The following is a 13,572-nucleotide window of genomic DNA, read 5'->3' on the forward strand; positions in this document are numbered from 1 at the left end:
TTGCCACCAACGGGCAATGATATCTAACTCAAATACCGCAATGATAAAGATAATGGGTTTTATCTGCTAGTTTTTCAGAAAACGAGACGAGTTTATCAAATAGCTGTACGATCTCATCGCGACAACATGTAATTGTGTCGAAATGCCCATCACCATTATCATCATTCCAGTATTCACCTGTTCGTTCCACATGCTCTGGTGCGTTTTGGAAAAGGTTTCTAAAGATACGTTTTGCAATACTTGCAGATTCGTGGTCAAACAAGGTGACACCTGTATAATTTATGCCTTGACTGGGAGAACTACTAGAAAATTCGGGGTTTTTACTCGGAATCCAATTTTTATAACTAACTCATCATGAAGGACAACAGAGTCAATGACGGCAGGGTTGTCATTTATTCCTTTCGAAAAAGACCTCATATCCTCCTAATTTAAAATGAGATAAAACTCGTGAACCATCGGCACTTGTAGACCCTTTTCGCAAGCTCATTTTTCAGGACCTTATCCATTTAAGGACTAAGCTTCCATCAGCCGTTTTGCATGATGAAAGCCGCCTCCCTTAACGACTTCTTTCTTGTACCTTATGTTTGCTACCACCAAACACAAAGTTGTTCTTCATGAATAGCAAGCATTCATTGATTAAGAGCAATACAATCAACCACACGAGATAATCTACAATGACATCCTTCACGACATACAGCACAGCCACTTGGCCAAAAGCGGTATGTGAGAAGTGCAGGGTTAACGTAAAGGCGTATAACATGCCAAAGGTAAAATTGCGCGACCATTGGGAGACATTGTAGCTGCCTATGCCTTCCACCCAGCCATATTTCCTAATGCGCGCGGCTGCTCGCCACACTTCAATGCCTTCCACGATGACAAACCAAAGCAAGACCCAAAGCCAGATCATGACACCAATATCGGCTGGGATCGCCCCAGAAATCAATATCGCCAAGCCTGAGATTGACATCGCTCCGTGCAGGATGCAGTTCGTATTTGCCCAATCCTCACACACATTCCAGCGACGTAAAAACAAGTATCTTCTTAGAAGCAATGCAAAACCGAGCACATAAAAGCCAACACCTAAACTGATGAGGCCAACATACACAGCGTTCGGTATCAAGTCGGTATACAACGTCTTAAACAAAATGACGAGCGACTGTGTACTGACCGTGGACAGCAGCACGACGCCATGAACCTTTGCATACAAACCCTTCTTCCAGATTCTCTGAAAATTTCTCAGCGACAAACCCAGATAGTAGATCCACAAAACGACTGAAAACATCGCCAAGCTATGCGCTATCCAAATAAATTCAGGTAATCGTTGTGCCATGATTGTTGCGCATACTGCAGTGCCTGCAATCCATGTCCCCACAGCAAACGTTTGTATCGGATCACTTAAATGCGTTGCCCCCAACTCCTTACGAATGGCCAACGTAAAAAAGGACATCGCAATAAATAGCCAGATGACAAACAATAGCAACACAAGATACACGTCCCACTTGCTGAGGAAAGCAAAATGATGCGCCGCGCCATTTAAGAAAATCCCTAGCGCCATAACAATGGCCCCCGAGGCAGTATTAACAGACTGCTTGCGCAGAGTAAAGGTTCGTATTAGCCAACACACAAAAAAAAGCAGGATGAAAAAAATCCATGCTGTGACGTTCACCGTAAGCTCCCCCACTTCCAACAGTTCATTTCTTTTTTCATTCACTATCATTAAGTGTACCACGTTCTTTCATCTCGTTCATTGGATGCCGGCGAAGAGTGATTTCGAGAATCTCTATTTAGCCACCCATCATGCTTTGGAACTATCTTTCTCTGAAGCTGTTCATTTCTTTGTGTGGATGTCGATAATTTCTAAGAAGCAGGCTGAAAAAATGACATGAATGGAAAAAGGAGCTGAATTTCTATGAAATGGTTCACAAGATCAAATTGCATCCCTAAGAACACTCTTGCCATTAGCTTTATTTTCGCCATCATAGTATTCGCAACTGGACTTTCTGGGACTGAGCGAGCAGTTTCCGCCTCCACATTCTATTATGTTTCCGTCGATGGAAACAATGACAACGACGGTCGCACAGCAGAATCGGCATGGAAAACTTTGCAGTACGCCTCTTACAACGTTCCTGCCGGAAGTACGGTTCGTGTCCTGCCTGGCGTATACAATGAAAAGCTGCGGATCTACGACTCAGGCTCCGCATCTGCTGGACCGATCACATTCACAAGCTATCCAAATAAGCATGATGCCATTATCGATGGCTCTGGTCTGTCTGTTGGTGGCGGTGAAGGGTTGATCGAAATTGGGTCCTCCAGCTATGTGACAATTGATGGCTTTGAGGTACGAAACTATAAAACAACAACTCTTGATAAAGTACCTATTGGAATCTATGTGTATGGCTCAGGAACGAAAATTAAACTACTAAACAATTATGTTCACGCGATTGAATCCCATGCCAAGGTACGCGATGACCTTTCCGGAAGAGATGCACATGGCATTGCCGTTTTTGGCACAGAAGCCCCTGAGGCGTTGCGTCATGTAACGATTGATGGGAACACGCTAACGGATCTTGTACTCGGCTCAAGTGAATCATTGGTCGTGAATGGAAACGTTGATACGTTTGCGATTACAAACAACATCGTGAAAAACAATGACAATATTGGCATCGATGCCATTGGCTTTGAAGGCATGGTCCCTGACGAAGCGTATGATCAGGCGCGAAATGGCGTTATCCGAGGCAATATAGTCACGAATATCACATCAACCAATAACCCCTCCTATGGCACGGATCTTCCGAACGATTCCTTTGGTGCTGATGGGATTTATGTTGACGGTGGCAAGCACATTGTGATTGAGCAAAACAAGAGCTGTGGAAATGACATCGGCATTGAAATTGCAAGTGAGCATCTTGGAAAAACGACGAGCGACGTCATTGTTCGCAACAACCTTGTCTGCCATAACCACTTTACTGGCATCGCGCTTGGCGGATACGATACAGAGCGTGGGACAACGATTGATTCACAAGTAAGCAACAACACCTTGTACATGAACGATACGGAAGACTTATGGGGTGGCCAATTACTGTTGCAGTACGGCACGAAAAACAACGCCATCGTGAATAACATTATGATCGCGGGAGAAGGCGCTCTGCTTATCTCGAATGGATTTACGGAAAACACAGGGAATATCGTAGACAACAATTTGTATTTCACCACTTCGGGTAACACTTACGATGCGCGTTGGCTGTGGAAAAACGAGCTTTATACAGGAATGAATGAGTACCAAGCACAAACAGACAACGACGCCAACTCCATTTTTGCCGACCCGTTGTTTATTTCTGAGGACCAAGAAAACTTCCGCATAGAATCGGACTCTCCAGCTATCGATCAAGGGATAGACTCCGTTCCCCTCGGAGATGTCGATTATTCAGGTCAGCCACGATTGGTTGGAGACAAGGTCGATCTTGGGGCCTTTGAAATGGAAAAATAATTTCTTGAAAAAAGAGCGTATCTGATTGGCAACAATCAGTACGCTCCTGTTTTTTTGTAGACAAATGGTTTCCCCCTGACAAAGCCTACAAATAGGAGCAATACCCTATGCTCAATGTATAGTCATCAAGCATCCTATTAGACCGCTGACAAAGAGAATAATAGGCATTCACCCATCCAAGGCATCCTGCATATAGTGCTACAAACAACTACGAAGGGCAGGTGTTGGCGATGGCTGTGTCCTATATGGATTTTACTTCCCCGTCGACCAAGTTTACGTATGATCTAACCAAAAACACCCTATTCAGGAAAAACAATCGGAATTACATTTACGCACTGACATCCCAGCAGCTCAATACTCTAGGGAATGTCTCGATGCTTGATGTGTTTCTCAGCAAAGGTAATATTATTGAGCCCCATATTCACCAGAACGCGTCAGAGCTCGTTTATGTCGCCAGCGGAAGTGTGATCGTTTCTATCTTTAATCCGTACACGTTAGAATTTAAGCATTATCCACTAAGCGCTCAGCAAGCAGCCAGCGTTCCACAAGGCTGGTGGCATTACATTACAGCAAGAGAAGATGGCACTCATTTTCTCGCCATTTTTGATGCGCCAATTCCACAAGTCATTTATGGCTCGGACATTTTGCGGTTCACACCACCAGAAGCGTTGGCAAGAACCTATTGCTTAAATCAACAAACGGTGAAAAAAGCCTTTGAACCGCTCAAAGACACCGTTGTCATCGGCCCACCAGCAGATTGCCAACAACCTCGGGTCCAAAATTCTCCTGTGTATCGTCAACAAGTGCCTTTACACAGCTACCCCCCAGAACAGTATTTTCAATCGCCGAGTTAAACGTATGAACGATGTTTCATGCAGTAACGAAAGTAATTCGCCGGAGTGCTAACTCAACAGGCGGGTTACTTTTTTCTTCTAGTGATCAAGAAAACGAGCGTTCCAAATGTATGTTACTTTATTTACTCGAGCAGCTAGGATAGGACCCGTACACTCAGTTTTAAAAGATATCCCGTCTCCCTTGTATAATAATTCCGATAATTCTTATACGTAAACGCTTGCATATTCATCCAGTTTATGAAAAAATGTAGCCATAAATAACATTTGAATTTTCGGGTATTTTCTACTTGTATTCGACTACATACTAAGGAGTGAGCACGGATGATTCAATTGGGTTGGTGTGCCCCTGTTTCTGATGCTGAAGTTTTGCGTGAAGCTGGGTTCGATTACATTGAATGTGGAATTTCTTCTCTACAGGTTGAGGATACTGACAAATGTAGACAACAAATTGAGGCACATAAGAACGCAGTGCTACCAGCTAGTGCCTTTAACTTGTTTTTCCCTGGCGACATCCATGTCGTTGGCAATGATGTACCGACTTTGAGAGTCAAGGAGTATGTAAAGCGAGCAGCAGCTGCACTTGAAGAGATTGGTGCATCCATTGCCGTGCTCGGAAGCGGTCGTTCAAGAAATGTGCCTGAAGACTTTGAGCATGTGCGTGCGGATGAACAATTTCTTTCCTTGCTACGTAATATCGACGAAGCCTTTCAAACGACCAATGTAACACTGGCAATTGAGCCTTTAAACAAAAAGGAATCCAATCTTATTAATAGCGTTGGAGAGGCTGTGGAATTTGCTAAACAGGTCAATTCGCCAAAAATTCGTGTGTTAGCTGATTTCTATCATATGGATGAAGACGATGAGCCACTAAGTGAAATTGTCACCCACGCAGATTGGCTCGCTCATATTCATGTGGCAGACACAGGAAGATTACATCCTGGCAGTGGACACTATCCGTACCAAGAATTTGTGAAAAATCTGCATGCTATTAATTACGATGGCATGGTGTCAGTGGAATGCCAAACGAAAAATTTTGCGTCTGATGCTAAGGAAAGTGCTCAATTTTTAAAGGATGTACTTCTGCAGGGCGCCAACAAAACGTCAGGCTGATGAGAAACGCTTGCTTTGCCTTGTCCGGTGCTCATTGCCCGCATGGCAATTCGACGCCTACCAAGGCTTAACGTCTCGAAAGACAAACGTTTAATGGAACATTAGTCAACTAAAAGCCCCCTTCTACACATTGTGCTGAAGGGGGCTTTCCATGTTTCTATAAGAACATCTGTTGCAAATATTGACCTGTTAATGAACTTGGTTCCTTGACGATATCCTCTGGGGTACCGATGGCGACGACTTGACCACCCTCTTCTCCTCCGCCTGGACCAATATCGATGACCCAATCTGATTGCCAAATCAAATCGAGATGATGCTCTACGAGAATGACGGTGTTCCCGGCATCAACCAATCGGTCGAGGAGAATTTTCAGTTTGTCGACATCAACCATGTGTAAACCTGTTGTTGGCTCATCAAGGACGTATACGCTATGCTGCTTGGACGGCTTATTGAGCTCCTTCGCCAGCTTTAAGCGTTGGCCTTCTCCACCTGACAGCGTATTAAGGGATTGCCCCCATTGCAGGTAACCAAGTCCTACATCATGAAGCAGCGACGTGGCTGCTAGCATTTTAGGATGACCTTGTAGGATGTCCAAACTGTCCTCCACGGTCATATCGAGAAGATCAGAAATGTTACGGCCCTCATACGTCACCTCAAGCACTTCTTGTTTGAACCTTCTCCCTTTACATACTGGACATTTGACTTCAATATCCGGAAGAAAATGCATATGAATGGAGACGACACCAAGCCCGTTGCATTCTTCGCAACGTCCCCCAGCTGTGTTGAAGGAGAAATGCTTTGCAGTCAGCTGACGTGCTTTCGCTTCTGGAAAAGAAGCAAACCATTTGCGCATTTGCGTGTACACATCCGTAAATGTTGCCACATTCGATCGCTGCATTCGGCCGATAGGCGACTGACTCACAGTGACGAGCTGTGCCTCCTCTGGCCAGCCTGTCAATTGCTCGCAACCTTCTGCTGTGCCGTGTTGAATGGACGCTGCAAACACTTCGTACATCAAGGTTGATTTTCCTGAACCAGAGACGCCTGTGATGGACATCATTGTTCCTAGTGGAAGGGCGACGTCTACCTGCTTGAGGTTTCTTGCCGATGCCTTCTCTATAAGAATGTGTCTTCCAATTCCCTTCCTGCGCTTTTGTACCCGCTCCTGTGCGGAACGTCCTTTAAACACCGCGCCAGTTACGGAGGCAGGGTTGTTCATTAATTCATGGAGCGTTCCTTCCGCGATGACCTGCCCCCCTTGGCTTCCTGCACCAGGACCCATATCGATAATATGATCAGCTGCAGCGATGACATCTACAGAATGCTCAATGACAAGCACTGTATTGCCGAGGTCACGAAGATCCTTAAGCACTTGAATCATCGCCTCGCGGTCGCTCGCATGTAATCCTGCTGTTGGCTCATCAAGGATATACAGCACCCCCGTGAGCCCAGAGCCTAACACAGAAGCGAGACGCAACCGCTGCGACTCACCACCTGAAAGTGTAATCACCTGTCGATCAAGCGTCATGTAGCCAATGCCTACTTGTAGCAGACGCGATATTCTTGTCTCCATATCATGAAGCAGAGATTCTGCCAGCAGCAACGCGTCTTCATCCAAAGTGGACGTGGTGTTTTTGGCCCAGGCGAGCGCGTTTTTTAACGTCATTGAGGAAATTTGATCAATCGACGTGCCGCCTACCTTTACACGTCGGCTTTCTTCTTTCAGCTTTGTGCCATGGCAAGATGGACAGAGCTGCTCTCGGAACATGGCGGATTCAGCCGTTTCACCGCCCCCTTTTTCTTGGTACCTTCGCCAAATGCCTGTGACGACGCCTTCAAACTTGCCTTTGCCAACCGTTTTCGGAGGGGCAACGTCTGGAAAATGAGCCACAAACGCTTCGCTTTCCACACCATAAAACAGCAGATCACGCTGTGGAGCACTCAAGTCTTTAATAGGTTTCTCGGCATCAAAGGAAAGTCCGTAGTGCTTTGCCGCTGATTGAAGGTTGGTCAGACTATAAGAGAGGTAGCCTTCATACCAAATCAACACACCACCAGCCATGACACTACGCTCTACGTCAAACACTGTCTCCAGCTTGAGATCCATCGTATGACCAAGCCCACTACAGGTTCCACAAGCACCCTCCGGCTTATTAAAGGAAAAATGCGACATCGTCAGTCCTTCAACAATATGCCCACAGCTTGGGCACTCGCGTTTTTGCCCAAACATGTCTTCCTCGTCATCCGCAACACGTGCTTCACCGAAGGCTGGCGGAATCGATTTCCCACAGGATGGACAAGGACGAATACCAAGCTTGGCATACACGATTCGCAGCAACGTATACACGTCGGTCACTGTCCCAATCGTCGACCGTGGACTCCGATTTGTCACATGCTGCCCGACACTAATTGACGGCGACAAACCTTTAATGGAAGCAACCCGGGCCTTATTCTCCCACGGCGACACCATCCCCATGGAGTCCAAATACTGACGCTGGCATTCGCGTTGCAACGTATCCAAAGCGAGCGTTGATTTTCCCGAACCAGAGGGTCCTGTCAGCACGACAAGCTTTTGCTTTGGAATGTCCAAAGAGATGTTTTTGAGATTGTTTTCCCTTGCCCCTTTAATCGAGATTACGTCGTTCATGGTCAGCCTCCTCTTCATTTCACAATACCATTTTTACCATACAACATTGATGCAAGCCCCCTTTTCAGAAAAACATTTAGTGACACCTCATGCCTTTGCTTGCCAAAACCCGTCACAGGACTTTAAACTTTTAATAGAAGGTTTGAAGGAGGAGAAAGGATGGGAATACGACCGATTGAGATTGCACGAAAGCTTGGCATCACGACGAGTGCTCTTCGTCACTATGAGAGCTGGGGAATTGTGCCACCTGCTAAACGACTGCCTAACGGCTACAGAGTGTATACGGAGGTTCATGAGGCCTACTTTACATGTTTGCGCACGCTGCTCCCGGGGTTCGGCATGGATGTCGCCAAGGAGATGTTGCTTCATGTTCGCGCAGGAGAGCTTACTGCTGCATTGTGGGCACTGAACGAATCACAGGCAGCTCTTGCTGAAGACAAACGTTTCGCGGAACGCACCATTCATTTGCTAGAAACCGATGTGCTTCATCACCTAGAGGCAAATGACCAAAAACAGTGGGGATCGATTGGGGAAGTGGCAGAAGATACAGGTGTCGCCACTTCGGCCATCCGCCATTGGGAACGGGAAGGACTTCTGGAACTGCCACGAAACGAGGAAAATGGCTACCGTATTATTGAAAACACGCATGTACGCAAGATTCTTCTTATCCGCACACTGCGTCTCACCGGTCAACCACTAGCTACAATTCAACATCTCCTCTCAGAAGTGGATGTGGATCATATTGAAAATGCATCTAAAATTGCCAGAGAATCCATTTTATTTCTTGATCGAATGATTCTTCACCAGCTTAAAGGCAGTGCCGCTGTGTTGGCGCTTGCCAAGGTGCTTGGGCTTGTTGATTCATGACGTTTTCGCCTTGTGCCTAGGTATCGTCCTGTTTCTCGCAAGAATATGTGAAGCGACTGCTTTTCCGAGCAGTTCACCTTCGTACCCGAATAGTTTATGACGTTATACGAGCACTTCCTTCCCCTATCCGCGCAGGGTCAGGCATTTTCCGCACACTTGCAGCTTGTTCGCGCAGGTTATGACGATAGCCGAACACTTTTGACGCTTATCTGTGCAGTTTGCCATCGGAACCGAGCACCTTCCGCATACAATTATCATTCAAGCAATTCATCAAAAAAGTAAACTGCCCGCAATTGCTCCGGACAGTCTCACTTCTAAATTACCACTCAGTTGTCATCGTGACGGGCTTAATTTCTCCATCCCTAATATCCATTTTATCAATACAAAGAATGCGGCTTCCAGGATCGCGATCTCCGATGATACGACGATGGTATACAATCAGCCATTCGTCTGTATCTTCCAAATGCAAAAAGCCATGATGACCCGGTCCGTCGGCGATGGGTTCCTGCTTTTGGATGACGGTTCCTTTGTTTTCAAATGGACCAAACGGACTTTCACTAACGCCATAACCCACACTGTAAGACCCGTCTGTCCAGTTGCCCATCGACCACATAAAATAGTAAAGGCCGTCCTTTTTCAACATGCACGGGCCTTCCACATAACGATCAGGCGTGATGCTGCGGAAGATTTCTCCGTCTGGCAAAGGCTCAAATCCTGTCATATCGTCATTCATTTTGGCAACGTTGCAGTGTCTCCATCCACCGTAATACAAATAAATGGTCCCGTCATCATCCTTGAACAAATGAGCATCAATCGGCTGAGCACCATAAATAAACTTGTCCACAAGCGGTTTGCCTAGGTAGCCACGGAATGGTCCTTCAGGCGTATCGGCTACAGCGATCTCAAGTCCGCCCGTCTCTTCATCGGACTGGATATCATTTGAAGCGAAGATAAGATAGTATTTCCCCTTATGCTCAATGATCGTTGGTGCCCAGACAGCTCTCCAGATCCACGGAAAATCCTTCATCTCAATAATGCCCTCATGCTTTTCCCAATCAATTAAATTCTCTGAACTAAATGCTTCTAGATTCATCTGTTTTGTATACTCCGTAATGGAGCGTGTCACATAGACCCAATGCTTTCCTCCATATGTTCTTGCCTCTGGATCTGCATAAAACCCATCTACAACAGGATTCTTGATTCCTCTCAATTCCATCTCTCCTTACTGTTTCTAAAATATTCGTCATCCTTTTTCTGTTGCCACTTCCACAGTTCGACAATTGTTGCGAAAACCCTTTCATTAAAAACATTTGTTCGTTGCTTGGCTAAATCTTATCATAGGAAACTTAAGATGTTGTGTATACGTTTAAACGTCTCTCCCAAACATCGTTAGACAATCCTTTATATTGATCGTCTTAAAATAACATGAAGAAAATTCTCTAGTTAGTCCAAACTGACCATATTGTCAGAGATTCAAACATAAGAAATTTGACCTAATGGCAGTCCAAAGTTGAACCTATTTCTGGTTGTGTTAAAATGTGAACATTGTGGGGTGTGTATAATTTGTGAACACGCACCTTATAACGAGAACACCAAAAAAGGTGTTAAAAAAACAAAATGGGGGTCAATCAGAATGAAGAAAACGATGGGAATGCTGCTATTTGGCATCATGCTTGTTGTTCTTGCGGCGTGTGGAACTAGCAGTCAGGATGGCGCAAGTGGAGACAACACAGACAGCTCTAGTAATGGGGAAGCAACGGACAGTGGAGGCGAAACATACGTCGTTGCCACTGACAACAACTTTGTTCCTTTCGAATTTGTTGATCAAGAAACAGATGAGCTTACAGGCTTTGACGTGGAACTCATGAGAGCGATCGCAGAGGAAGCTGGATTTAATGTCGAGTTTGAACAAATTGAATTTTCTGGTCTTATTTCCGGTGTAAGTACAGGTCGTTATGACATCGGGATTGCAGGAATTACCATTAATGATGAGCGTAAAGAAAAGGTCGATTTCTCAGACCCTTACTATGATTCAGGACTTACAGTAGCTGTACTAGAAGGCAATGAAGAGATCCAATCGGTAGAGGACCTTGCTGGTAAAACAGTCGGGACGAGAACCGGCTCAACGAGTCAGGAGTACCTTGCAGAGGAACTCCCTGATGCAAATGTAGAAGCGTATCCGGAGATTACAACAGCCTATCAGTCATTGCTAACGAACAAAATCGACGCCGTGCTGTATGACCTTCCGAATGTTCAGTACTACAGCAAAACAGAAGGTGGCGGAAAGATCCTTGCTGTTGGCGATCGCTTAACAGGGGAAAGCTACGGCATGGTATTTGAAAAAGGGTCCGAATTAACAGAGCAAGTGAATACAGCTCTGCAAACTTTAAAAGACAACGGCACGTACGATGAAATTCATGCCAAATGGTTTGGTGAATAACCGCTACGCCAACACCTCATTTTCCATCCATTCCCGGCTGCCCCTTGCGGCAGCCGGTACATTTAGATTAAGGAGGCGTAGTTTATGTCCGCTGAATATTTAAGTCAAGTCTTGCCCCTTCTTTTAGAAGGCTTTTGGATTACTTTTTATATCATAATTCTTGGCATGTTCTTTGGAACATTGATAGGTATTGTTTTTGGACTCATGCGTTTATCAAGATCAAAAATCGTCCTATTTTTAGCTAGTATCTATATAGAAATCGTTCGTGGTACTCCGATGCTTGCGCAAATCTTTTTTATCTACTTTGGTATCTCAGAAGCGACCGGCATAAACCTTGATAAAACAACAACTGGTGTTATTGTCATCGCCATTAACGCAGGTGCTTATTTGGCTGAAATATTTAGAGCAGGTATTCAATCCGTTGATAAAGGGCAAATGGAAGCTGGCCGTTCGCTTGGGCTCACACACAATCAGACGATGCGCCAAATTATTTGGCCACAGGCTTTAAAGCTTATCATCCCCCCCTACGGCAACCAATTTATTATTAGCTTGAAAGATACCTCCCTTCTTTCGGCAATTGCTGTTGGCGAATTACTCTATAACGCAAAACAATTTGCTGCAACTGACTTTTCGTATTTTGAGACATTTGCATTAGTGTGCGTTTTCTACCTTATTATTACGATTCCATCTAGCATACTTCTGAGACGCTATGAAAGGAGGATTGAGCGTGCATGATCGAGGTTAAGAATTTACACAAGTCATTTGGCAAAAACGAAGTCCTTAAGGGGATTAATGCATCGATCGCAGAAAAGGAAGTCGTTTGCGTGATTGGTCCTTCTGGTTCGGGAAAAAGTACCTTTCTTCGATGTATCAATCGACTGGAGGACATAACCTCTGGAGACATTACCGTGAACGGCGTCAATGTAGCTGACACAAAAACCGACATTAATAAGCTTCGTTCAAATGTCGGGATGGTGTTCCAGCATTTCAACCTCTTCCCTCATAAAACGGTGAAGCAAAACATTACACTTGGGCCTTTAAAAGTAAGAGGCGCTAATAAAGAGGAAGCGGACAAAAAAGCGTTGCAGCTTTTAGAAAAAGTTGGCCTGGCCGACAAAGCAGATGCTTATCCATCCAGTCTTTCTGGTGGGCAAAAACAACGGGTCGCCATTGCTAGGGCGCTTGCGATGAACCCTGAAGTGATGCTTTTCGATGAGCCAACGTCCGCTCTAGATCCAGAGCTTGTTGGCGATGTGCTTGACGTCATGAAAAACCTCGCCCAGGAAGGCATGACGATGGTTGTCGTCACCCATGAAATGGGCTTTGCTCGTGAAATGGGCGACCGTGTTTTCTTTATGGACGAAGGTGTGATCATGGAGGAAGGCACGCCCGAAAGCGTGTTTACACATACTTCTCATGAACGAACGAAAGCCTTTTTGAGCAAAGTGCTCTAATAATACTCAAAAGTCTATTAGGTCACTGACCTTTACATCATTGCTTTCTCCATTTTAAAAAGCCAGGAGAATAATTTCTCCTGGCTTTTTTATATTGAGCGCCTTCACGTCATTCCTCGGATTCGGACACTTAATCTTCCTCGAATATTATGTCATGCTCTTCTGCAAGAACTTCCATTTCCTCTTGAAAAGTTGTCATAGACTCATTATAAGCAGTGAGTTGTGCATCCAGCTCTTCTTCTATTTTGAAGAACTCTTCCTCTGAAACGGCAGGATCCACTCTTGCTTTAGCATATTCAATCTGCAAATCAGTTACTAGAACGAATTGATCATAGAATTGTTGCCGCAATTCATACAAATCCTGTGCTTCCTCGGTTTCAACAGTCGTCGAGGTCATAATCGCTTCGATCTCGTCAAGCAATGGCTGTAATTCTGTTTCATTCAATTGCTCCACGTCTTCCAAAGTGTTTTGATTATACATCTTTGCGATAACTTCATCTGATTCCACACCCTGTTCATCAAGCATGTCACTCACTTCATTATTCACTGTCAAAATTTCCTCGGTTGCTGCAGATGTACACGCACTTAAAAACAACACACTCATCAATCCAAAAGCCAATACCCAATTTTTCACTACACCGTTCCTCCTCTAATTTTCTGCTTTTGTTTCTGGATGAACGGCATTTCAACAAATTGTTTCTTAATTTCCATAT

The 13,572-nt window shown here is 45.0% G+C and carries 12 protein-coding genes; 7 read left to right on the forward strand and 5 right to left on the reverse strand.

Going from position 1 to position 13,572, the window contains the following annotated elements:
* Nucleotides 1-28 precede the first annotated feature (28 nt).
* Together EV213_RS02140 and EV213_RS02145 are read right to left on the reverse strand one after the other, a co-directional pair.
* Nucleotides 29-262, reverse strand: a complete 234-nt coding sequence (locus EV213_RS02140; protein ID WP_133578820.1) for a hypothetical protein — start codon at nt 260-262, stop codon at nt 29-31.
* Between the two features lie 294 nt (nt 263-556).
* Entirely contained in the window at nt 557-1,717 is a 1,161-nt protein-coding gene (locus EV213_RS02145) for a TDT family transporter (protein WP_133578821.1), read from the reverse strand.
* A 192-nt stretch (nt 1,718-1,909) separates the two neighbouring features.
* Between EV213_RS02145 and EV213_RS02150 the strand changes: the two genes are divergently transcribed.
* The 3 genes from EV213_RS02150 (at nt 1,910) to EV213_RS02160 (ending at nt 5,451) form a co-directional block, all read left to right on the forward strand.
* Nucleotides 1,910-3,487: a choice-of-anchor Q domain-containing protein gene (locus tag EV213_RS02150; protein WP_133578822.1), complete on the forward strand. Its 1,578-nt coding sequence runs from the start codon at nt 1,910-1,912 to the stop codon at nt 3,485-3,487.
* Between the two features lie 230 nt (nt 3,488-3,717).
* Nucleotides 3,718-4,341, forward strand: a complete 624-nt coding sequence (locus EV213_RS02155) for a cupin domain-containing protein (protein WP_133578823.1) — start codon at nt 3,718-3,720, stop codon at nt 4,339-4,341.
* 321 nt (nt 4,342-4,662) lie between these two features.
* Entirely contained in the window at nt 4,663-5,451 is a 789-nt protein-coding gene (locus EV213_RS02160) for a sugar phosphate isomerase/epimerase family protein (RefSeq protein ID WP_133578824.1), read from the forward strand.
* Nucleotides 5,452-5,608: 157 nt separating this feature from the next.
* Here EV213_RS02160 and uvrA read toward each other — a convergent pair whose 3' ends face one another.
* Nucleotides 5,609-8,098, reverse strand: a complete 2,490-nt coding sequence (gene uvrA, locus EV213_RS02165; protein ID WP_133578825.1) for an excinuclease ABC subunit UvrA — start codon at nt 8,096-8,098, stop codon at nt 5,609-5,611.
* Nucleotides 8,099-8,257: 159 nt separating this feature from the next.
* On the opposite strand from uvrA, the gene EV213_RS02170 reads away from it, so the two are divergent.
* Entirely contained in the window at nt 8,258-8,965 is a 708-nt protein-coding gene (locus EV213_RS02170) for a MerR family transcriptional regulator (RefSeq protein ID WP_133578826.1), read from the forward strand.
* 319 nt (nt 8,966-9,284) lie between these two features.
* Here EV213_RS02170 and EV213_RS02175 read toward each other — a convergent pair whose 3' ends face one another.
* On the reverse strand, nt 9,285-10,181 hold the full coding sequence (locus EV213_RS02175; protein ID WP_133578827.1) for a glycoside hydrolase family 43 protein: 897 nt from the start codon (nt 10,179-10,181) through the stop codon (nt 9,285-9,287).
* 417 nt (nt 10,182-10,598) lie between these two features.
* Here EV213_RS02175 and EV213_RS02180 point away from each other — a divergent pair, with 417 nt between their 5' ends.
* The 3 genes from EV213_RS02180 to EV213_RS02190 all read left to right on the forward strand — a co-directional run bounded on the left by EV213_RS02180 (nt 10,599) and on the right by EV213_RS02190 (nt 12,859).
* On the forward strand, nt 10,599-11,405 hold the full coding sequence (locus tag EV213_RS02180) for a transporter substrate-binding domain-containing protein (protein WP_133578828.1): 807 nt from the start codon (nt 10,599-10,601) through the stop codon (nt 11,403-11,405).
* Nucleotides 11,406-11,489: 84 nt separating this feature from the next.
* Nucleotides 11,490-12,140, forward strand: a complete 651-nt coding sequence (locus EV213_RS02185; protein ID WP_133578829.1) for an amino acid ABC transporter permease — start codon at nt 11,490-11,492, stop codon at nt 12,138-12,140.
* The gene (locus tag EV213_RS02190) at nt 12,137-12,859 is read left to right on the forward strand and encodes an amino acid ABC transporter ATP-binding protein (protein WP_133578830.1); all 723 of its coding nucleotides are present in this window, start codon (nt 12,137-12,139) and stop codon (nt 12,857-12,859) included. The genes EV213_RS02185 and EV213_RS02190 overlap by 4 nt, the downstream gene beginning before the upstream one ends.
* 130 nt (nt 12,860-12,989) lie before the next feature.
* Here the strand turns inward: EV213_RS02190 and EV213_RS02195 are convergent, their stop codons facing one another.
* Complete coding sequence (locus EV213_RS02195) at nt 12,990-13,493, reverse strand: hypothetical protein (protein ID WP_133578831.1); 504 nt, start codon at nt 13,491-13,493, stop codon at nt 12,990-12,992.
* Nucleotides 13,494-13,572 lie beyond the last annotated feature (79 nt).

This window comes from Aureibacillus halotolerans (assembly GCF_004363045.1).
Lineage (GTDB): Bacteria > Bacillota > Bacilli > Bacillales > DSM-28697 > Aureibacillus > Aureibacillus halotolerans.

Coding starts and splice junctions, on each gene's coding strand:
- EV213_RS02145 (WP_133578821.1), bottom strand. CDS start 1,717: ATGATAGTGAATGAAAAAAGAAATGAACTGTTGGAAGTGGGGGAGCTT.
- EV213_RS02150 (WP_133578822.1), top strand. CDS start 1,910: ATGAAATGGTTCACAAGATCAAATTGCATCCCTAAGAACACTCTTGCC.
- EV213_RS02155 (WP_133578823.1), top strand. CDS start 3,718: ATGGCTGTGTCCTATATGGATTTTACTTCCCCGTCGACCAAGTTTACG.
- EV213_RS02160 (WP_133578824.1), top strand. CDS start 4,663: ATGATTCAATTGGGTTGGTGTGCCCCTGTTTCTGATGCTGAAGTTTTG.
- uvrA (WP_133578825.1), bottom strand. CDS start 8,098: ATGAACGACGTAATCTCGATTAAAGGGGCAAGGGAAAACAATCTCAAA.
- EV213_RS02170 (WP_133578826.1), top strand. CDS start 8,258: ATGGGAATACGACCGATTGAGATTGCACGAAAGCTTGGCATCACGACG.
- EV213_RS02175 (WP_133578827.1), bottom strand. CDS start 10,181: ATGGAATTGAGAGGAATCAAGAATCCTGTTGTAGATGGGTTTTATGCA.
- EV213_RS02180 (WP_133578828.1), top strand. CDS start 10,599: ATGAAGAAAACGATGGGAATGCTGCTATTTGGCATCATGCTTGTTGTT.
- EV213_RS02185 (WP_133578829.1), top strand. CDS start 11,490: ATGTCCGCTGAATATTTAAGTCAAGTCTTGCCCCTTCTTTTAGAAGGC.
- EV213_RS02190 (WP_133578830.1), top strand. CDS start 12,137: ATGATCGAGGTTAAGAATTTACACAAGTCATTTGGCAAAAACGAAGTC.